General features: G+C 71.2%; 18 protein-coding genes. 5 read left to right on the top strand and 13 right to left on the bottom strand.

Features of this window, described 5'->3' with window-relative positions:
* Position 1: 1 nt before the first annotated feature.
* Positions 2–859 (bottom strand): enoyl-CoA hydratase-related protein, encoded by an 858-nt coding sequence (locus FHR33_RS10980; protein ID WP_183645847.1) that lies wholly within the window; start codon positions 857–859, stop codon positions 2–4.
* A gap of 124 nt (positions 860–983) precedes the next feature.
* Between FHR33_RS10980 and FHR33_RS10985 the strand changes: the two genes are divergently transcribed.
* Positions 984–2,429 (top strand): LCP family protein, encoded by a 1,446-nt coding sequence (locus tag FHR33_RS10985; protein WP_183645848.1) that lies wholly within the window; start codon positions 984–986, stop codon positions 2,427–2,429.
* Here the strand turns inward: FHR33_RS10985 and FHR33_RS10990 are convergent.
* The 6 genes from FHR33_RS10990 to FHR33_RS11015 are packed head-to-tail and all read right to left on the bottom strand — an operon-like array spanning position 2,404 to position 8,784.
* Positions 2,404–3,369: a carbohydrate kinase family protein gene (locus FHR33_RS10990; protein WP_183645849.1), complete on the bottom strand. Its 966-nt coding sequence runs from the start codon at positions 3,367–3,369 to the stop codon at positions 2,404–2,406. The genes FHR33_RS10985 and FHR33_RS10990 overlap by 26 nt on opposite strands.
* Positions 3,366–4,493: an ABC transporter ATP-binding protein gene (locus tag FHR33_RS10995; RefSeq protein WP_183645850.1), complete on the bottom strand. Its 1,128-nt coding sequence runs from the start codon at positions 4,491–4,493 to the stop codon at positions 3,366–3,368. Before FHR33_RS10995 ends, FHR33_RS10990 begins: the two co-directional genes overlap by 4 nt.
* An 11-nt stretch (positions 4,494–4,504) precedes the next feature.
* Positions 4,505–5,518 carry an NAD(P)-dependent alcohol dehydrogenase gene (locus FHR33_RS11000; protein ID WP_183645851.1) on the bottom strand — a complete coding sequence of 338 codons (1,014 nt, stop codon included), beginning with the start codon at positions 5,516–5,518 and terminating at the stop codon, positions 4,505–4,507.
* A gap of 6 nt (positions 5,519–5,524) precedes the next feature.
* Positions 5,525–6,400: a carbohydrate ABC transporter permease gene (locus FHR33_RS11005; RefSeq protein WP_183645852.1), complete on the bottom strand. Its 876-nt coding sequence runs from the start codon at positions 6,398–6,400 to the stop codon at positions 5,525–5,527.
* On the bottom strand, positions 6,397–7,332 hold the full coding sequence (locus FHR33_RS11010; protein WP_183645853.1) for a carbohydrate ABC transporter permease: 936 nt from the start codon (positions 7,330–7,332) through the stop codon (positions 6,397–6,399). Before FHR33_RS11010 ends, FHR33_RS11005 begins: the two co-directional genes overlap by 4 nt.
* On the bottom strand, positions 7,333–8,784 hold the full coding sequence (locus tag FHR33_RS11015) for an extracellular solute-binding protein (RefSeq protein WP_183645854.1): 1,452 nt from the start codon (positions 8,782–8,784) through the stop codon (positions 7,333–7,335).
* 172 nt (positions 8,785–8,956) lie between these two features.
* On the opposite strand from FHR33_RS11015, the gene FHR33_RS11020 reads away from it, so the two are divergent.
* A complete protein-coding gene (locus FHR33_RS11020; RefSeq protein ID WP_183659996.1) occupies positions 8,957–10,390 on the top strand; it encodes a xylulokinase in 1,434 nt (477 codons plus the stop codon).
* Here the strand turns inward: FHR33_RS11020 and FHR33_RS11025 are convergent.
* Entirely contained in the window at positions 10,365–11,837 is a 1,473-nt protein-coding gene (locus tag FHR33_RS11025) for a mannitol dehydrogenase family protein (protein ID WP_183645855.1), read from the bottom strand. The two genes, FHR33_RS11020 and FHR33_RS11025, sit on opposite strands and share 26 nt — an antisense overlap.
* Before the next feature lie 183 nt (positions 11,838–12,020).
* Between FHR33_RS11025 and FHR33_RS11030 the strand changes: the two genes are divergently transcribed.
* Positions 12,021–13,064, top strand: a complete 1,044-nt coding sequence (locus FHR33_RS11030) for an endonuclease/exonuclease/phosphatase family protein (RefSeq protein ID WP_183645856.1) — start codon at positions 12,021–12,023, stop codon at positions 13,062–13,064.
* A gap of 100 nt (positions 13,065–13,164) precedes the next feature.
* Here FHR33_RS11030 and FHR33_RS11035 read toward each other — a convergent pair whose 3' ends face one another.
* A complete protein-coding gene (locus FHR33_RS11035; RefSeq protein WP_183645857.1) occupies positions 13,165–13,572 on the bottom strand; it encodes a MarR family winged helix-turn-helix transcriptional regulator in 408 nt (135 codons plus the stop codon).
* Between the two features lie 47 nt (positions 13,573–13,619).
* On the opposite strand from FHR33_RS11035, the gene FHR33_RS11040 reads away from it, so the two are divergent.
* On the top strand, positions 13,620–14,615 hold the full coding sequence (locus FHR33_RS11040; RefSeq protein ID WP_183645858.1) for an NADP-dependent oxidoreductase: 996 nt from the start codon (positions 13,620–13,622) through the stop codon (positions 14,613–14,615).
* A gap of 8 nt (positions 14,616–14,623) precedes the next feature.
* On the opposite strand, the gene FHR33_RS11045 is transcribed toward FHR33_RS11040, so the two are convergent.
* The 3 genes from FHR33_RS11045 to FHR33_RS11055 are packed head-to-tail and all read right to left on the bottom strand — an operon-like array spanning position 14,624 to position 17,790.
* Positions 14,624–15,628 (bottom strand): enolase C-terminal domain-like protein, encoded by a 1,005-nt coding sequence (locus FHR33_RS11045; protein WP_183645859.1) that lies wholly within the window; start codon positions 15,626–15,628, stop codon positions 14,624–14,626.
* A gap of 8 nt (positions 15,629–15,636) precedes the next feature.
* Positions 15,637–17,013: an MFS transporter gene (locus FHR33_RS11050; RefSeq protein ID WP_221241051.1), complete on the bottom strand. Its 1,377-nt coding sequence runs from the start codon at positions 17,011–17,013 to the stop codon at positions 15,637–15,639.
* A 54-nt stretch (positions 17,014–17,067) separates the two neighbouring features.
* Complete coding sequence (locus tag FHR33_RS11055; RefSeq protein ID WP_183645860.1) at positions 17,068–17,790, bottom strand: TetR/AcrR family transcriptional regulator C-terminal domain-containing protein; 723 nt, start codon at positions 17,788–17,790, stop codon at positions 17,068–17,070.
* Between the two features lie 101 nt (positions 17,791–17,891).
* Between FHR33_RS11055 and FHR33_RS11060 the strand changes: the two genes are divergently transcribed.
* The gene (locus FHR33_RS11060; RefSeq protein ID WP_183645861.1) at positions 17,892–19,319 is read left to right on the top strand and encodes a DHA2 family efflux MFS transporter permease subunit; all 1,428 of its coding nucleotides are present in this window, start codon (positions 17,892–17,894) and stop codon (positions 19,317–19,319) included.
* Positions 19,320–19,374: 55 nt separating this feature from the next.
* Here the strand turns inward: FHR33_RS11060 and FHR33_RS11065 are convergent, their stop codons facing one another.
* Complete coding sequence (locus tag FHR33_RS11065; protein ID WP_183659998.1) at positions 19,375–20,481, bottom strand: VWA domain-containing protein; 1,107 nt, start codon at positions 20,479–20,481, stop codon at positions 19,375–19,377.
* Between the last annotated feature and the right edge of the window lie 8 nt (positions 20,482–20,489).

The raw sequence follows: 20,489 nt of genomic DNA on the forward strand, positions 1-20,489 counted from the left end.
GTCAATCACCATAGGGATTGGCCGGCCAGAACGGCACATCGGCTTCGCTGACCTTCATCGTGAAGCGGGCGGGCCGCTTCTCCAGGAAGGAGGTCACGCCCTCGACCGCGTCGGCGGCCCCGCCCAGCTCGGCCATGAGCCTGGAGTCCGCGGCGTGCGCCTCCCAGGGGGAGGCGGCCGACAGCCCGGACCACATCAGCCGCCTGATCGCCGCGACGGAGACACCCGAGGTGTTGTCGGCGATCTCTCGGGCCAGCGCGTAGGCGGCGGGCAGCAGCTCGTCCGCGGGACAGACCCTGGAGACCAGCCGCCCCTCCAGCGCTTCGGCGGCGGGGAAGAGGCGTCCTGTCGCCGCCCACTCCATGGCCTGCGAGATGCCCACGATCCTCGGCAGGAACCAGCTGGAGGCGGCCTCGGTGACGATGCCGCGGCGGGCGAAGACGAAGCCGAACCTGGCTCCGTCGGCGGCGATCCTGATGTCCATGGGCAGCGTCATCGTGACGCCGACGCCGACGGCGGCGCCGTTGATCGCGCCGATGACCGGCTTGAGGGAGGCGGCGATGCGCAGCGCGACCGTGCCCCCGCCGTCGCGGGGGGCGCCGTCGACGCTCTCGCTTCGCCCGTCGTCGGCGCGGCCGAAGGTCTCCCCTCCCCCGCCGAGGTCCGCCCCGGCGCAGAAGGCCCTGCCCGCCCCCGTGACCACCACGGCCCTGACGGAGTCGTCGGCGTCGGCCCGATCGAAGGCGTCGATGAGCTCGCTGCGCATGGTGAACGTGAACGCGTTCAGCCGTTCGGGGCGATTCAATGTGAGGGTGGCGATGCCGTCGGTCACGCCGTACTCGATCTGAGTGAAGGACATGAACCGAATGTTATTCGGTCGACAGGATTTGCTGGATGTTCATCCGGTTATAGGCGGATATTTCGTAATGGCTCCGTAAGCTCCCGTCGGCCTACGACGGACCGGATGGGGAAGCAGGTTACGCGTGACGGACAGGACGAGACCCGCCGGATCGGGCGCGGTGCTGGGCTGGACGCTGCTGTCCGCCGTGGCTCCCGGCGCGGCGCATCTGCGCGCCGGATGGCGCAGGACGGGTCTCGCGCTGCTGGGCGGATACGCCCTCCTGCTGCTGGGCGTTTTGTGGCTGGTGCTGGCGGCCGACGGGGATTTGGCAGGCTGGCTGATCCACTCCAGCGCCTGGCTGACCGCGGCCATGGCCGCCGCCGCGGTGCTCGGCCTCGGATGGTTCGCCCTGGTCGTCCACTCCTTCCTGGTTCTCCTGCCCGGCCGCCTGCCTCAGCGGGGACAGCTCCTCACCGGAGTCGCCGCCGGGCTCCTGTCTGTCGCCGTCGTCGTGCCGTTCGCCGCGACCGCGCAGCTCCTGTGGGTCTCGGACAGGACCATCGACAGCGTCTTCAACCAGCCCACCGAGCCGCAGGCCGGCGAGCGCGAGCCGGCCGACCCGTGGGCCGCGCGCACGAGGGTGAACCTCCTGCTGCTCGGCGGCGATGCCGACGACAACAGGACCGGCGTGCGGACCGACAGCATGAACGTCGCGAGCATCGATGTGAAGACCGGCAACACCGTGCTCTTCAGCCTGCCGCGCAACCTGGAGAACGTGCGCTTCCCACCTGGCAGCCCGATGGCCAAGCGCTTCCCCGACGGCTTCAGGCTCCCCACCGACGCCGCAGGCGGCCGCAGTGACCTGCTCAACAGCGTGTGGGAGTACGCCGACGCCCACCCCGAGATCTTCGGCGGCAGGAAGGGACAGGGCGCGCAGGCGCTGATGGACACCATCGGCTACACGCTCGGTCTCGAGATCGACTGGTACGCGCTGGTCAACATGTGGGGCTTCGCCAGGCTCATCGACGCGATCGGCGGCGTCACGATCCACGTCGAGCAGGACGTGGTGTTCGGCAAGTACAACGAGGGCCTGGTCAAGGCGGGCACCCGCAAGCTGAAGGGGGCCGACGCGATGTGGTACGCCCGCTCGCGCACCTTCAGCGACGACTTCACCCGCATGCGCAGGCAGCGCTGCGTCATGGGCGCGCTGCTCAGGGAGGCCGACCCCACCACGGTGCTGACCAGGTTCAACGGGATCGCGCTGGCCACCAAGGAGCTGGTGCGGACCGACATCCCCCGCCCGATGCTGGAGCACCTGGTCCCGCTGGCGCTGAAGGTGAAGAACGCGAAGGTCACCAGCGTGCAGTTCGTGCCTCCGCTGATCAACACCGGCTACCCGGACTGGGCGAAGATCCGCACCGTCACCGCCAAGGCGCTCAAGGACTCGGTCACGCCGAAGCCCGTCGTCGCCTCCGCCGCGCCGTCACCGTCGGCCTCGCCGCCGGCCTCCGCCAAGGCGACGCCCAAGCCGAAACCCAGTGACGTGGCGGCTCCGAAGGACCTCACCGACGGCTGTGGCACGTTGTAGCGCTCTGCTCGGTGATCAGCGGGTCCAGCTCCGACCGCCAGGGCGGGTCGGCGCCCACGCGGGTGCAGGTGATGGCCGCGACGCGCTGAGCGTAGGTGAGCGCGACGGTCAGCGTGTCGGCGGAGATCGTGGCCAGTCGCCGCCTGGACAGGCTCTCGGTCGTGTCGAGGGCGGCCAGCAGGCCGGACATGAAGGCGTCCCCCGCGCCGACCGTGTCGGTGACCCGCACCCGTTCGGCGGGCAGGTCGACGGTTCCGGCCGGTCCTGCGGCGTGGACGCCGTCCGCCCCGCGCGTCACCACGACGATGCTCGGCCCGCGGCTCCTCCAGCGGGCCGCGAGGGCCTCGACAGGCTCGTCGGGAGCGAGCCATGCGACGTCGTCGGAGCTGACCTTGATCAGGTCCGCCAGCGCGATCCAGCGCTCCAGCCGCTCGCGCAGGCGCGCGGGGTCGCGGGCCAGCCGTGGTCGCAGATTCGGGTCGAAGGTGACGGCGCGCATGGGCCGCTCCCGCTGGAGCAGCAGCTCCAGCGTGTCGCCCATGCCGGGTACGGCGAGCGCGAACGACCCGCTGACGTGCAGGCAGCGGGCGCGTTCGGGCAGCGCGGCCGGCAGCCGGTCGGGGCGCCAGGCGCCGTCGGCGCTGCCTTCGACGTAGAAGGCGTACTCGGCCCCGCCCCTGGCGTCGAGGGTGACGACGGCCAGCGTGGTGGGCTCCTCGGCGGGTACGGCGAGGCCGAGGTCGACGTGCGACCGGGTCAGGTGCGCGCGCAGCAGGCCGCCGAACCCGTCGTCGGCCAGCCGGGCCAGCAGGGCCGCCTCGGCGCCGAGGCGGCCGAGACCGACGGCGACGTTGGCCGGGCTGCCTCCTGGGCGGGGCAGGTAGGCGCCGTCCTGCCTGGGCACCAGGTCGATCAGTGCCTCGCCGCAGGACACGATCATCCGCTGGACTCCGCGGCGGGCAGCCGCAGGCCGGTGACCGCCGAGAAGAGCCGTTCCTTGCCCGGCAGGATCCGCAGCCGCACCGTGGCGCCCTTGGGGGGCGGCGCGTTGGGGTCGACCCGCGCGATGACGGTCTGGCCGGCGAGCGCGGGGTCCTTGGTGTCGGCGTGCTGGCCGTACAGGAAGGCGTCCGAGCCGAGCTCCTCGACGACGGTGACGGTGACGGGGAAGGCGGGTTGGTCGTCGTCGTCGCCGACCACGCCGACGGCCTCGGGCCTGAAGCCCAGGACGACGCGGTCGCCGCCCTCGTCCTCGATCGCCTTGAGCGTCTCGCGGCTCAGCCGTACCCGCATCTGGCCGAGGACGGCCTCCTCGCCCTCGACCCGGTACTCGGCGAGGTTCATCGCAGGCGAGCCGATGAAGCCGGCGACGAAGACGTTGGCGGGATGCTGGTAGAGCCGCAGCGGAGTGTCGACCTGCTGGAGCACACCGTCCTTCAGCACGGCCACCCTGTCGCCCATCGTCATGGCCTCGACCTGGTCGTGGGTCACGTAGACCGTCGTCACCCCGAGCCTGCGCTGCAGCGCGGCGACCTGGGTGCGGGTCTGCACGCGCAGCTTGGCGTCCAGGTTGGACAGCGGCTCGTCCATGAGGAACACCTTCGGCTCGCGCACGATCGCCCTGCCCATGGCCACGCGCTGCCGCTGGCCGCCGGACAGCTCCTTGGGCTTGCGGTCGAGGTAGTCCTCCAGGTCCAGCAGGCGGGCGGCCTCGCGAACCCTGCGGTCGCGCTCCTCCTTGGGCGCCTTCATCACCCGTAGCGCGAAGCCCATGTTGTCGGCCACCGACATGTGCGGGTACAGCGCGTAGTTCTGGAACACCATCGCGATGTCCCTGTCGCGCGGAGCCAGGTGGGTGACGTCGCGGTCGCCGATGCTGATGCTGCCGCCGTCGACCCGTTCGAGCCCGGCCAGCATGCGAAGGGAGGTGGACTTCCCGCAGCCCGACGGCCCCACGAGGACCAGGAACTCGCCGTCCTTGATGTCGAGGTCGAGCGCGTCCACCGCGGGTCTGTCGGATCCGGGATAGACGCGGGTCGCCTCGTCGTAAATGACTGTAGCCATCGATCTCTCCATCACTCCTGTGGCCGGACAACCGCCTTGACCACCTCGGGATCGCGGCCGCCGGCCTTGAGCGCCTGCTCCACCTCGGCCAGGCCGTAGTGTCCTGTGACCAGCGCGTCCAGCTGGACGCGTCCCGAGGCGGCGAGCGCGATGGCCCGCGGCCAGGTGTTGGCGTAGCGGAAGGTGCCCGTCACCTCGAGCTCGCGGGTCTGCACGTGGGCCAGCGGCAGCGGGATCTCCTCGCCGCCCATGCCGACGAGGACCACGCGCCCCGCCCTGGCGACCGCCCTGACGGCCTCCCCGATGGCGGCTGGATGGCCCGAGCACTCCAGCAGCACGTCGGGGTCGAACCCGGCTTCGGACAGACGGCCGTCCCGCACGTCGAGGGTCGCGCTCGCCCCCAGCTCGCGGGCCAGCCGAAGCCGGACGGGGTTGACGTCCGTGATCATCACCTCGACGGCGCCGAAGGCGAGCGCGGCCTGCATGCACAGCAGCCCGACCGGGCCCGCGCCGGTGACCAGCACGCGGGTGCCCGGCCCGACCCGCGCCTTCGCGCAGGCCCACACGCCCACCGACAGCGGCTCGATCAGGGCGGCCGCGTCGTCCGACAGGCTGTCGGGAACGGCGTAGGCGAATTCCTCCCTGACGACGACGTACTCGCTGAAGGCGCCGTCGATCGGAGGAGTGCCGAAGAAGCGCATCCGCGGGCAAAGGTTGTAGCGGCCCGCCAGGCACTGCGGGCAGGTGAAGTCGGGCACGCCCGGTTCCAGCGAGACCCGCTGCCCCTGGCGGTGGCGGGTGGCCCCCGCTCCGCCGGCGACCACCGTCCCCGACGGCTCGTGGCCGAGCACGAGCGGGGACTCCACCACGAAGTCGCCGATCCTGCCGTGCTCGTAGTAGTGCACGTCCGAGCCGCACGTGCCGACCGAGTCGACCCGTACGAGCACCTCGCGGTGGCCTGGCTCGGGTCGCGGCCGCTCCTCCAACTGGATCTCGCCGACGCCATGAAGTACGGCTGCGCGCATGGCTTCCTACTCTCCGGTGACAGCGCCGAGGGTGAGCCCGGTGACCAGCCACCGGCGTACGGCCAGGCCGGCGAGCATCATCGGCACGACCACGATCGTGCCGATGGCCGTGAGCTGGCCCCAGTCGACGCCCGTCTGGGTGACCAGCTGGGAGGCGGCGATCGGGAGGGTCTGGGAGTTCGGCCCGGAGAAGACCACGGCGAACGCGTAGTCGTTCCAGGCGAAGACGAGGCACAGGATGAAGGTGGTGACCAGTCCCGACTTGGTCAGCGGCAGGACGACCGTCCAGAAGGCCTGCCAGCGGGTGCAGCCGGCGACCAGCGCCGACTCCTCCAGCGAGGCCGGCACCTCGGCGAAGAACGCGCTCATCAGCCAGATGGCGAACGGCAGGTTGAAGGTGAGGTAGGCCAGTACCAGCCCTGGAATGGAGTCGATCAGGCCGAGCCCGCGGAAGATGAGGAACAGCGGGACGACGACCGCCGCGATCGGCGCCATGCGGGTCGAGATGATCCAGAAGGCCAGGTGCCGCTTGCCGCGCATCTGGGTCCGCGCAAGGCCGTAGCCTGCCAGCGCGCCCAGGCAGACCGCGAGCAGCGCGGAGATCCCGGCGGCGAGCACACTGTGCCAGATGTAGGGGCCGAGGTTGTTCGGTCCGGAGAACAGGTTGCGGTAGTTGTCCAGGGTCGGCGCGAACAGGATCTGGGGCGTGGCGGCGGTCACGTCCGTGCGGTTCTTGAACGACGACAGCAGCATCCACAGCAGCGGGACCAGCGTCCAGAGCAGCGCCAGGGCGAGCAGGAGCACCACGAGCCAGCGCGAGCGGCGGCTGGTGGCCTCGAGCGGGGACTGTGGCGCCTTTCGCGCGGCGGTGACGGTGCTCATCGGGTCAGCCCCCTCACGTCCAGCAGCCGGACGAAGGTGCGGGCGATGATGATCGAGAAGGCCAGCATCGCCAGGCCGATCGCCGCGGCGTAGCCGAGGTCGAAGAAGCGGAACGCCGTCTCGTACAGCCGGACAGGGACGATCTTGGTCGCGTCGGCGGGCCCGCCTCCGGTGGTGACCCAGATGATGTCGAAGTAGCGGATGGCGTCCATCGACCGGATGAGCAGCGCGACGAGCAGCACGTTCGAGATCGCGGGGAAGATGATGTAGCGCAGCGCCATCCACCCGCCGGCCCCGTCGACGGCGGCCGCCTCCCGCACCGACTGCGGCACGCTCGACAGGCCCGCGAGCGTGATCAGCGCGATCAGCGGCGTCCACTCCCACACGTCCATCAGCACGACCGCCGCGAAGGCGGTGGCCGGGCTGCCGAGGATGTCGCCGCCGTAGCCGAGCGAGCGCAGCACCCAGGCGTACAGGCCGAAGGTCGAGTCGGTGAGGTAACGGCCCAGCAGCCCCACGATCGAGGGCGCGGCGAACATGGGCAGCAGCAGCAGGCCGAGCAGGATGTTGCGCCCGCGCAGCACCCGGTACAGGCACAGCGCGATCCCGATGCCCAGGACCATCTCGAGCCCCACGGTGAGCACGAAGTAGACGATCGTGCGAAGCCACGACATCCACATGTCGGCGTCGGTGAAGAAGCGCACCCAGTTGGTGAGGCCCACCACGTCGAGCGCCACGCCGCCCAGCAGCCTGACGCGGGAGAAGCTCATCGCGATCAGCGCGAGGAAGGGCACGATGGACAGCGCGGCCAGCAGGATCAGGCCAGGCGTCATCATCCTGCCCTCGAAGCCGACCCGCGGCTGCCTCGGGGCGCGCGTCGCGGGCCTGGCGGCCTGGCCGAGCACCGGTGAGGAGGCCGCTCGGTGCGCCATCTAGGCCACCCACCCTCGCGCCACGATCTGGTCCACCCGCGACTTGATCGACCGCATCGCCTCCTCCGGCGACGCGCCGCCTGTGAGCATGCGGGACAGCTGGGTGAAGATCGCGGTGTTGCACTCGTTCCACATCGGGATCTTGGGTCGCAGGCCGATGCGGTCGGCCTGCCAGGCCTGCCGTACGGCGGCGGCCGTGAGCATGTTGGGCATCTGCGAGGGCCGCTGCTCGGCCGCGCGCACCTCGGGCAGTTCGTAGACGGAGGTGCGCGTCGGGGTGCCCCCGCCCGCCTTGCTCTTGAGATTGGCGAGCTGGGTCTGCGGCGAGGTGGCCCACACCAGGAACAGCCAGGCCGCGCCGCGCTCGTTGGGCAGCGTGTTCGCGCTGATCGCCACGCCGGTGCCGCCGTACATGTTCGCCGTGCCCGCGGGGCCCTTCGGCAGCGCCGCGTAGCCGACCTTTCCCGGCAGCACCTGCTCGTTGCTGGCCGCGAACTCGTGCCAGTTGGGGCACATCGCGAGCCGTCCCGCGCGGAAGGCGGCGCCGACGCCGTCCCAGTCCCACGTCTTCGAGGCGGGGTCGGCGATGCCGAGCAGGCGCTGGTAGAACGCCGCGCCCGCGATCGCGGCGTCGGCGTCGAGACGGCACGGGCCGGGGTCGCGCGCCCCCAGCCGCCCGACCTCCTTGCCGTTGTCGAAATAGGTCCCGCCGTAGGACCACAGCACGTTGCTGAAGTCGTTCATCAAGGAGTCGTGCTGACGGGCCTGGTGGCCGGTGCCGTACCTGACGTCCGAGGTGGCGTTCTTGTTGAACCACTCGGCCATGCGGAAGTACTCCTCCCACGTCCGGTCACCGCCGGGGGCAGGATCGAAGCCGAGGTCTGCGGCCATGCGGCCGCGGTACTTGTCGAACAGGTCGCGCCGGTACTGCCAGATCATCGTCGGCGCGTCGTACGGCAGGGCGTAGACCGGTCCCGCGTCGACGAACCGGCCCGCGGCGTCCAACTGGGCGGGGATGAAGTCCTCGACGCCGCCCGGCAGGTCGGGCAGGTTCGGGTCGGCCTGCAGCGTCCGCAGGTCCACCAGCCCGCGCTGGTACGGCGCGAGCACCTGGTAGGGGTCGGCGTAGATCACCTGGTACTGGGCCCGGCCCGAGGCCAGATCGAGTGCGACCCGCTGGACCAGCGCGGTCAGCTCGAGCGTCACGATCCTGACGTCGATGCCTGTCAGGTCGGTGAAGGGGCGGATGTCGGCGGCGATGGCCGCGGTGGGCGCGGTGTTCTCCGAGATGAAGTTCAAGGTGGTGCCCTGGTACTGGCGCCACTGGTCGCCGCCGGCCGTTCGCGGCGCGTCGCCGCGGGCCCCGCAGGCGGTCACACCACCGCCCAGAGTCAGCGCGGCCCCTGCGGCCAGGGCGCCTCTGAGGACGTCGCGTCTACTGGGCTGGTCCACTGTCCACTGCACCCCCCGGCTGCCGCAGCGGGTAATAGCAATGAAAACAGGCTTTCTCTTTTAAATATCAATGTAAACGCACATGTGATATTTTCTCGAATTCAATATGATAATTTTGTCCTTGCTGGTCAGCGGCGCTCTCATGACCGCCGCCGTACACTCGGGGCGCGTGATGACACTGGTCGCAGGCGTCGATTCATCGACCCAGAACTGCAAGGTCGTGATACGGGAAGTCGCCACCGGCGGGCTCGTCCGATCGGGCAGGGCGGGCCATCCCCAGGGCACCGAGGTGGACCCCGCGCTCTGGTGGGAGGCCATGCGGGCGGCGATCGCCGACGCGGGCGGCATCGACGACGTCGCGGCGCTCGCGATCGCGGGGCAGCAGCACGGCCTCATCGCCCTCGACCGCGACGGCCACGTCATCAGGCCCGCCCTGCTCTGGAACGACACGCGGTCGGCCGCCGCCGCCCACGACCTGGCCGCCGAAGTCGGCGCCGGCGCCTACGCCAGGAGGACCGGCACCGTTCCCGTGGCCTCCTTCACCGCCGGCAAGCTGCGCTGGCTGCGCGATCACGAGCCGGACAACGCCGCGAGGGTCGCCGCCGTCGCGCTGCCGCACGACTGGCTGACCTGGCGGCTGCGCGGGTACGGCCCGGCCGGTTCGGCCCCCCTCGGGCCCGATCTCGACGCGCTCGTGACCGACAGGTCCGAGGCGAGCGGGACGGCCTACTGGAATCCGTTCACCGGCGACTACGATCTCGAGCTGCTCGAGCTGGCCCTGGGACACTCGGCGATCGTTCCCAGGGTGCTCGGGCCCGCCGAGCGCGCGGGCACCGTCGCCGGAGCCTCGACCGTCCTCGGCCCCGGCGCGGGCGACAACGCGGCGGGAGCGCTCGGCCTCGGCGCCTCCGGCGGCGACGTCGTCGTCTCCATCGGCACCAGCGGCACCGTCTTCGCCGTGACCGACCGTCCGACCTGCGACGAGAGCGGCACCGTCGCCGGATTCGCCGACGCGAGCGGATCGTTCCTGCCGCTCATCGCGACCTTGAACGCGGCCCGTGTGCTCGACGCCGTCGCGGGCTTGCTCGACGTCGATCACGACGGGCTCGGCGGGCTCGCGCTCGAAGCCCCTCCTGGCGCGCACGGACTGGTGCTCCTGCCGTATTTCGAAGGGGAGCGCACGCCCGACCTGCCCGACGCCACGGCGACGCTCTTCGGGATGACGCTCGCCGCCACCACCCGGCCGGCGCTGGCGCGCGCCGCGATCGAGGGCATGCTGTGCGGCCTGGCCGACGGCCTCGAAGCCGTCCGCGGCCAGGGGGTCGCGTGCGAGCGCGTGCTGCTGATCGGCGGGGCCGCCCAGAACGCCGCCGTGCAGCGGACCGCGGCGCAGACGTTCGAGCCGCCCGTCGTCGTTCCCGAACCCGGCGAGTACGTCGCCGACGGAGCCGCGGTCCAGGCGGCATGGGCGCTCACCGGTGATCGGCCGCGCTGGCCGGTGTCCATCGCCGCCGAACCCGCGCCCGACCACCAGCCGGTCATCAGGCGGCAGTACGCCCGCTACGCGACCGCCGGCCGGCTCAGCCCGCCAGCCACCGCACCGTAGCGCGGGCGCCCTCGGCGTGCAGCGATTCGAGCACGCGCAGGTACGGCGCGACGAACCGCTCGTCGTCGGCGAGGTCGCCGAACAACTCCCTGTCCTCGATGAAGGCCGTGGGCCGTTGGCGCTGCGCCTTCGCGGCCGCCATGAGCCGGTCCCCCAGCCGGTCGACGACCACGATCGGCTCGCCTGACTCGTCGCTCCCTTCGGCGTACCTGGCCCAGCTGGCCACCACGGCGGCCGCGCGCGTCACCGGGCCGCCACGCGCCAGTTGCTCGCGCACCACGGGAAGCAGCCACTTCGGGATCCGGTCCGACGACTCGGCGCACAGCCGTGCCAGCGTGTCGCGCACCTCCGCGTTGGAGAACCTCTCGACGAGGGTCCGCTTGTAGCCGTCCAGGTCCACCCCCGGCACAGGGCGGAGCGTCGGGGTGGCCTCGAGGTCCATGTAGTCGAGCAGGAACTTCGCCAGCGCGGGGTCGGTGGCCGCCTCGTGGACGTACCGGTGGCCGCCGAGGTACCCGAAGTAGCACAGCGCCTGGTGTCCGGCGTTGAGCAGGCGCAGCTTCATCAGCTCGTACGGCTCCACGTCCCCGACGACCTGGACCCCCGCCTCCTCGAACGGAGGGCGCCCGCGGGAGAAGTCGTTCTCCAGCACCCACTGCGTGAAGGGCTCGCAGGTGACGGGCCAGGCGTCCAGGATGCCGAACAGCTCGGCCACCGCTTCTCGGTCCTCGTCGGTGGTGACGGGGGTGATGCGGTCGACCATGGAGTTGGGGAAGGCGACGGCGGCCTCGATCCAGTCGGCGAGCCCGTCGTCGACCAGCCGGGCGAACGCCGTGAAGGAGTGGCGCGCGACCTCACCGTTCCCCTGGATGTTGTCGCAGGACATCACGGTGAACGGGACGAGTCCGCGGGCCCTGCGGCGGCGCAGGGCCTCGGTCACCAGCCCGAACACCGTGGCGGGGATCGCGCCGGGCTCCAGGTCGGCGCGGATCGCCGGGGCCTGCGCGTCGAAGGCCCCCGTGACCGGGTGGATGTTGTAGCCGCCCTCGGTGACGGTCAGAGAGACGATGCGCACCGAGGGATCGGCCATCTTCTCGATGACCGCTTCGGGGTCGTCGGGGGCGAAGAGGTAGTCGATGATCGACCCGATGACGCGGGCCTCACGGGTTCCGTCGGGGTGCTTCAGCACGAGGGTGTAGAGGCCGTCCTGAGCGGTCAGCGCGTCACGCATCCGCGCGTCGCCGGGCAGGAGGCCGACACCGCAGATCGCCCAGTCGTGCGCCTTGCCCTCGTTCATCAGCCGGTCGAGGTACATCGCCTGGTGGGCGCGGTGGAACCCGCCCACGCCGATGTGCACGATGCCGGCCGTGAGCCGGGAGCGGTCGTAGGACGGCACCGCCACGGTCTCGGACAGCGCGGCGACCGTCTCCTGCGTCAGTGCTGTCACCCCTGGACATCTCCCCCATGGTCAGCATCGCCCACCCCCGGAGGATTCAAACGCGCGTCCGGCGGCAGGACCGACAAGTGAGCACAGATGTTCATATGTCCGATTGACTGAGCAGAAATGAGCACTATATGGTCGCGGCGGCCCTCACTGGCGAGGCCGCACCACCCCCTGAAGGAGAAAGCCATGTCCCCCTTCTCACGTCGCGACCTGTTCCGCACCAGTGCGGCCGCCGCCACGGTGGCCGCCGGCGCCGGCCTGCTGCCCGCCACCGCCGCCGCCACCACCGCCACCTCCGATGCGGCCGGCCGCCCGGCCGCATCGGTGCGGGTGGTGACGTGGAACATCTACAAGGGCGGCCACGGCATCGGGGCGGGCAACCTGCCGCACGCGCTCGACCAGCTCGTGGAGCTGCGGCCGGACATCTACCTCGCGGTCGAGACCTACGGCTCGGGCGAGGCGATCCGCGAGGCGCTGTCGCGCGGCGCCGGCCACGGCAGGTACACCGGCGTGCAGATCACCGACAGGCCCGCGGGCAAGGACAACCTGTGGATCTTCACCCATCTGCCCGTCGCCCACGTCTATCCCAAGCCCGCGGGCGGCACGCACATCACCGACTTCAACCTCGGCGGCATCCGCGTACGGCTGGCCGACGGGCAGCAGCTGAACGCCTTCGTCACCTGGATCAACTACACCGACCCGTGGGTCGGCTACCTCATCGACGAGAACGCCGCGGGCGTCAGGGCGGGGCTCACCCCCCGGCACACCGCCGAGCAGGTCGTGGCCGCCGACCAGCGCCAGACCGCGCAGCTCAGGGAGATCGTCGACCGGCATCTGCCCGCCATGCTCGCGGGCAACACCGATCCCCTTGTGATCGGCGGCGACCTCAACACCGTGCCCGCCGAGGACTGGAGCGCCACCTGGGCGGCGGCCCCCAACCATCTCGGCACGAGTTACCCGCTCACCGCGACGAAGGTCGTCACCGACGCCGGGTTCGTCGACACCTTCCGCGCCGCGCACCCCGACGCGGGCGCGGTGGAGGGCAGGACCTGGTCGCCGCTGCCGACCGAGCGGCTCATCACCCCGCAGCGCATCGACATGATCTTCGCCAGGGGCCCGGTCGCCGTCGAGGGCGCCCAGGTCGTCGACCAGCGGATGCGCCGCCATGGCCCCGGCACGTTCTACTCCGACCACGCCGCCGTCCTCGCCGACCTTCGTCTCTCCCGCTAGCGCCCCTCCCACCGATCCTGGACCTCACCCCCGTCACCCGGCCGGGACGTCACCCGGCCGGGTGACGTCCCGGCCCGCGCGAACCCGCGTGGGGCCGGCGCTAGCGGCCGAGCATCCGCAGCAGCAGGTCCCTGAGCTGCTCCCGCTCGGCCTCGCTCAGCGCGGCCAGCGGCTCGCCCGCGAACCCCAGTACGCCTCTCAGCTCCTCCGCCACGCCCAGACCCGCCGGGGTCAGCGTGACGTTCTTCACCCGCCGGTCGGCCGCGCCGGGTTCGCGGCTGACCAGACCGCGCCGCTCCAGCCGGTCGACGATGCCGGTGACGTTGGAGGGATCGCAGCGGAACACCTCGGCCATGCGCCGCATCGGCAGCGGCTCGCGCGCCAGGAGCACGAGAGCCTTGGCCTGCAGGGCGGTCAGCCGTCTGGCGGCCGCCGCCGCCTCGTAGCCCTCGTTGTACCTGGCCGCCACCTCGGCGAACAGGGCCACGACCTCCCGTGTCTCGCTCATGCCCTGGAGTATAGTTGATGTGCATCAATCTTTTAGGGGAGTCAACTATGCCGCGACAGATCAACCTCGCCTCCAGGCCCTCGGGGTGGCCGACCGCCGACAACTTCGACCTGGTCGAGGTCGCCTCGCAGCCGCTGGAGGAGGGCCAGGTCAGGGTCCGCAACCAGTTCATGTCCGTCGACCCCTACATGCGGGGACGGATGAACGACGTGCCGTCCTACATCCCGCCCTTCCAACTCGGCCGGCCCCTCGACGGCGGCGCGGTCGGCGTGGTCGTGGAGTCAAGCTCAGCAGACCTGGCCGAGGGAGACCTGGTCCTGCACGGCCTCGGCTGGCGTGACGAGGCCGTGCTCGACGCCGCGCGAGCGCGCAAGCTCACCCCCGTCGAGGGCCTGTCCAACTCGGCCTTCCTGGCCGTGCTCGGCATGACCTCGCTCACCGCGTACGCGGGCCTGCTGGACGTGGCCTCCTTCAAGGAGGGCGACGCCGTCTTCGTCTCAGGAGCCGCGGGGGCGGTCGGGAGCATCGTCGGCCAGATCGCCAAGCTGAAGGGCGCCTCACTCGTCGTCGGCAGCGCGGGCTCGGCGGAGAAGGTGGAGTACCTGCGCGGGATCGGTTACGACGCGGCGTTCAACTACAAGGACGCGCCCGTGGCCGAGCAGCTGAGGAAGGCCGCTCCCGACGGGATCGACGTCTACTTCGACAACGTCGGCGCCGACCACCTCGAGGCGGCCATCGGGTCGCTGCGCACTTTCGGCAGGGTGGCGATGTGCGGGGCGATCGCCGTCTACAACAGCACCGAGCCGACGCCCGCGCCGCGCAACCTCGCGCTCGCGATCGGCAAGCGGCTGACGCTGCGCGGCTTCATCGCCAGCGACCACGCCGACCGGATGCCTGCCATGGTGGACGAGGTCGGCGGATGGCTGCGTGAGGGCAGGCTGTCGTACGAGGAGACGATCGTGGACGGCCTGGAGAACGCGCCCGAGGCCTTCCTCGGGCTGCTGCGGGGCGAGAACACGGGGAAGATGATCGTCCGGCTGTAGCCGGCGGGTCAGGCGCGGAAGGTGTCCTTCGCCATCCTGCGCACGCGCTCCTCGTCGATCGTGTGGCCGAGGCCCGGCTGGGTGAGCGGAACGGCCACCACCCCGCCCGAGGCGCCCACGGCGGGGGTCACGATCTGCGCGTTGCGGGGCGGCTGCGTCACGTCGCACGGCAGCGTGCAGCCCGGCAGGCTGGCCACCGCGACCGCCGCCGCCCTGGACAGCCCCGCGCCCTGCCCGCCCGCGCACTGGATGTCCCAGCCCGCGGCCACCGCTCTGTCGTGCGCGCGCCTGGCGTCGCTCAGGGACGGCAGCGCCGCGGGCCTCAGGAGCAGCACCTTCGCCGCGCGCAGGGTGAGGTAGTCGTCGAGCTCGGCGGTCGAGCGGGGCTCCACGGCGACCGAGGCGCGCACCCTGTCCTGGAGGTCGGCGTGGGCGTAGGCGTCGTCGATGCCGAACGGGCGCTCGATCACCTCGAGGCCGTACTCGTCGAGGGCCACCAGTTGCTCGGGCGAGGTGTAGGCGCCGCCGCAGTCGACGGCGAGACTCAGCGCCGGGTAGGCCTGCCGTACAGCGCGCACGGGCTCGACGTCCCAGCCGGGCCGCACGTCCAGCGTGACGTGCGCGTAGCCCCCGCAGACCTGCTGGTTGACCCTGGCGACCATGCTCTCGGTCGAGGGGTCGAGCCCCAGCCTGACGGTGGCCATCAGCGAGGTGCCTGCGCCGCCCAGCGCGTGGGAGAGGGGGACGCCGCGCATCCTGGTCCACAGGTCCCAGAGGGCCATGTCGACCGCGCTGCCCCCACCAGGCACCTGGTCGGGGTGCTCCCAGTCGACGCCGATCAGCTGGGCGGCCAGCCCTTCCTCCAGCGCGCTCCACAGCTTCGGTTCGGGCGAGACGAGCTCGCCCCATCCGCTCATTCCGCCGTGGTCGGTGAGCCGGACGAGCAGGGTCTCCGGCCGCCTGCCGTACGGCAGGACCAGCCGGAAGACCTCGAGCTCCCGCACTCGCGGCATGTTCCCCCCTAAGAACGGACTCCTTCCATGGTGCCCGTAGGAGTGGAGTGCGCAAAACGGGGCGCGATCAGCGCGGCCAGGATGGCCAGGACAAAAGTGAATCCGAACCCAACGAGATACATTTCGCCCGAGGCGGTGAAAAGCGCTCCGGTGCCGGCGACGGCGCCGACGGTGAAGACGGACTCGCCCACCCCGACGGCGGCGCTGTTCTGCCCCTCCTCGCCCTGCCTGGACATCTCCAGCACCAGCACGGAGACCGTGGGGTGCAGGGCGCCGATGCCGAAGCCGGAGATCGCCATGGCGATGTAGGCCAGAGCGATGGGCACCGCGTCGATCAGCACGAGCGCGATGAGCGCGGTGCCGAGGGCGATGAGGAAGGCGCCGCCGCGCATGGCGGTCAGGCTGCCGATCGTGCCCCTGCCCTTGAACCACGAGCCGGTGGACCAGCCGAGCGCGCCGACGGTCAGCACGATGCCCGCCCCGGTCGGCGACAGGCCGCGCTCGCTGATCAGCATGAGCGGGATCAGCACCTGCGAGGCGGTCAGCGAGCCGAAGGCCAGGCCACGCAGCACAGGAGCGGACGGCAGGCCGCGGGCGGCCCTCAGGGAGCCGGGCATCAGCAGCTTGGGCAGCGCCACGGCCAGCAGCACGACGCCGGCGACCAACAGCGGGATCCCGGCCAGGGCCAGCGCGCTGCCGTACTGGATCAGGGCGGCGGCCACGGCGGTCAGGGTGGCCCACACCAGCTTGCCGCCCAGGCCGGGAGCGGGCTGGGCGCTGCCGGTGTCGAGGCGCTGGCCGGCCGTACCGCGCCAGAGCAGCAGGGCGGAGGGGACGACGATCAGGGCCACGCCGAGGAAGACCCAGCGCCAGTCGATGTTCTCCACGACCAGGCCGGCGATCGCGGGACCCACCATGGAAGGCACCACCCAGGCCGCCGAGAACAGCGCGAAGACCTTCGGATGCATCGCCTGCGGGTAGGCCCTGGCGACCAGGACGTACAGGGAGACCTGGATCAGGCCCGCGCCGAGACCCTGAACGAAGCGGCCGCCGACGAAGACCTCCATCGTGGGGGCGAAACCGGCGAGCAGCAGTCCCGCGACGAAGGTGACCACTCCGACCGCGATGGGCGGCAGGGGCCCCTTGACGTCGCTCCATCTGCCGCCCAGCACGGTGGCGATCACGCTGGCGGCCAGGGTGGCGCTGAAGGCCAGGTTGTACAGGTGCATGCCGTCGAGCTCTCTGGCGACGACCGGCATGGCCGTGGCCACCGCCATCGCCTCGAACGCCACCAGCATGACGAGGGCGACCAGGCCCGAGCTCAGCGAGCGGTACTTGGCGGACATCACACTGACAGGGGGTGCGGTCTCAACAGTCGCGGTCATGCAGCGAAACGTATGGCCGAACCCCAGGTCAGCACATCGGGCGGCGGTCCTAGGTCATTCGGCGGACGGCACCTGCGCCGCCAGCCCCGCGATCATCAGGTCGAGACCGAAGGCGAACCTCTCATCCCCGCTCGGCTTCACCATCTCGTCGGCGTAGCGCGCCAGGTAGGGAAAGCGGTCGGCGGGCAGGCTGCGCATGTACTCCTCGATCTGCCTGAAGTGCTCGGCGACGAACTCCTCCGACTCCATGCCGCTGGCGCGCTGCATGCCGCGGTAGAGCGAGCCCTCGTGCGCGTCGGCCGCGACCAGCTGGCCGATGCGGTCGATGGCGATGGCGGCGGCCCTCGGCGGCACCCCTCCCTCGACCATGATGGCCATCATCCCCTCGGCCAGGCGCAGGGCGTTCGGGCCCGTCGGGATGTTGGCCAGCGAGACCCTGGCGACGTCGGCGTGACGGCTGAACACCGCGTGCTGCGCGAACACCGCCTCGCGCAGCTGCTCGGCCCAGCGTCCGGGCTCGGGCGCGGGCAGCTCGATCTCCTCGAGAACCCGCTCGTAGATCAGCTCCAGCAGCTCGTCCTTGTTGGCGACGTGCGCGTAGAGGGAGGCGGGGCCCGTGTCGAGCTCCTGGGCGACCCTGCGCATGCTCAGCGCGTCGAGGCCCTCGTGATCCACGATCCGCAGACCGGTCTGCACGATGAGCTCCTGGGTGAGCTGCGGCTTCACCGGCCTGGCACGACGGGTCTTTCGCCACGGAGGCGCGGGCACTGGATCCATACGAACAATGTACTTGACACGAACGGCGTTCGTTAATAGAACGGTGTCTGCGAACGAACAGTGTTCGCCCTAAGAACAACGTTCCCCCGAGGAGATCCCCCATGACCGCCACGCTGGAGCGTGCCACCGCCTACCGGTGGCGCTGGCCCGCCCTCTTCGTCATCCTCGCGGCCGAGGTGATGGACCTGATCGACGCGATGATCACCCAGATCGCCGCCCCCACCATCCAGAAGGAGATCGGCGGCTCGGCCGGCCTGATCCAGTGGCTCGTCTCCGGCTACACGCTCGCGATGGCGGTCGGCCTCATCACCGGAGGCCGCCTCGGCGACCTCTACGGCCGCAAGCGCATGTTCGTGATCGGCGCGCTCGGCTTCACCGTCGCCTCGCTGCTGTGCGGCGTGTCCATGAGCCCCGAGATGCTGATCGGCTCACGGGTGCTGCAGGGCCTGTTCGGCGCCGTCATGATCCCCCAGGGCCTCGGCCTGATCAGGGAGATGTTCCCTCCTGAGGAGATCGGCAAGGCGTTCGGCCTGTTCGGGCCCGTCATGACCATCTCCTCTGTCGGCGGCCCCGTGCTGGCGGGCTGGCTGGTCGACGCCGACCTGTTCGGCACCGGCTGGCGCATGATCTTCCTGATCAACCTGCCGATCGGCGTCGCCGCCGTGCTCGCCGCGCTGAGGTTCCTGCCGGAGTTCCGCCTCTCGAACGCCACCAGGCTCGACCTCGGCGGCATGGTCCTGGTCTCCGCCGCCGCGTTCCTGCTGATCTTCCCGCTCATCCAGGGCCAGGAGGCAGGCTGGCCGGCCTGGACCTTCGCCTGTATGGCGGGCTCCGTCGTGATGTTCGCGCTGTTCGGCGCCTACGAGGCGCGCCGCCAGCGTTCCGGCAAGGACCCGCTCGTCACTCCCGGCCTGTTCCGCGAGCGGGCCTTCACCGGCGGTCTCGTCGCGGGGCTGTCCTTCTTCACCGGCATGATCGGGCTGTCGCTGGTCTTCACGCTCTACGTCCAGGAGGGCCTGCACTTCAGCCCCCTCAAGGCAGGACTGGCCAGCCTTCCCCAGGCGGTCGGCGGCGTGGTCGGATTCGGCATCGCCATGGCGCTGGTCGCCAAGCTCGGCCGTACCCTTCTGCAGCTCGGCACCCTCGTCATGGCGGCGGGCGCGGGCGTGCTCGGCCTGACCATCCACCTGGCGGGGCTCGACATCGACGCCTGGCAGCTGGCTCCGGGGCTCGCCCTGGTCGGCATCGGGATGGGCCTGACCATGGCGCCGTTCTTCGACATCGTCCTGGCGGGCGTCGAACCGCACGAGTCGGGCTCGGCCTCCGGCACGCTCACCGCCATCCAGCAGCTGGGCGGCGCGCTCGGCGCGGCCCTGCTCGGCACCCTCTTCTTCCACCTGCTCACGAGCCGGTGGAGCTTCGGCGAGGCCATGCAGGCGATGGTGGCGGTGGAGATCGGGCTGCTGCTCCTCACCTGCGCCCTGTCCTTCCTCCTGCCCCGCCACGCGAGGGAGGAGCCCTCCCACTGACCCCCGTACGGCAGGCGCCCCGGGCCCTGCGGGCCGGGGCCTCGGCCGTCGGCGGTCAGGACGGGGCGCGCTCCGCCCACCCGGCCAGGTCGCGCCTTTCGATGGCGGCGGCCATCAGGGCGGGGAAGGCGTCGGGCGTGCACGCGAACGCGGGCACCCCCATGGCCGCCAGCGCGGCCGCGTTGTCGTGGTCGTAGAAGGGCGCGCCGTCATCGGAGAGCGCGAGCAGCACGATCACCTGCACGCCCGCCCTGGTCATCGCCGCGATCCTGCGCAGCATCTCCTGCCGCGCACCACCCTCGAACAGATCGCTGACCAGCACGAAGATCGAATCGGCCGGCCGGGAGATCAGCCCCTCGGCGTAGGCGACCGCCCTGTTGATGTCGGTGCCGCCGCCGAGCTGGGTGCCGAACAGCACCTCCACAGGATCGTGCAGATGCTCGGTGAGGTCGGCCACGGCGGTGTCGAACACCACCAGCGACGTCTTCAACGACCCCATCGAGGCCAGCACCGCCCCGAACACCCCGGCATGGACGACCGAGGAGGCCATCGAGCCGCTCTGGTCGACGCACAGCACGACCTCGCGCTGCACGCCGCGCCGTCTGCGCGCGTAACCGACCAGCCTCGACGGCACGACCGTGCGCCTGTCGGGCAGGTAGTGCCTGAGGTTGACCCTGATCGTGCGGTCCCAGTCGATGTCGGCCGCGCGCCTCGGCCTGTTGGTCCTGGCCGACCTGTTCAGCGCGCCGTCGACGGCCGACCTGACCCGCTGCGCCATCTCGCGTTCGAGCTCGGAGACGACCTTGCGCACCACCGCCCTCGCCGACTCGCGCGCCCTGTCAGGCATGACGTTGTTGAGCGCGAGCAGCGTGCCGACCAGGTGCACGTCCGGCTCGACCGCCTCCAGCATCTCGGGTTCGAGCAGCAGGCTCGTGAGGTCGAGCCGCTCGATCGCGTCCTGCTGCATGACCTGGACCACCGTCGAGGGGAAGTACGACCTGATGTCGCCGAGCCAGCGCGCCACCCTCGGCGCCGACGCCCCGAGCCCTCCCGCCCTTTCGGGCCGCAGGTCGTAGACGGCGTCGAGCGCCTCGTCCATCCGCACGTCGCTCCCCTGTGGGACGAACCCGGTGCCGTCGGCCTCGCCGCCGCCCAGCACCATCCGCCACC

This window comes from Nonomuraea dietziae, from assembly GCF_014195505.1.
Taxonomy (GTDB): Bacteria; Actinomycetota; Actinomycetes; order Streptosporangiales; family Streptosporangiaceae; genus Nonomuraea; species Nonomuraea roseola.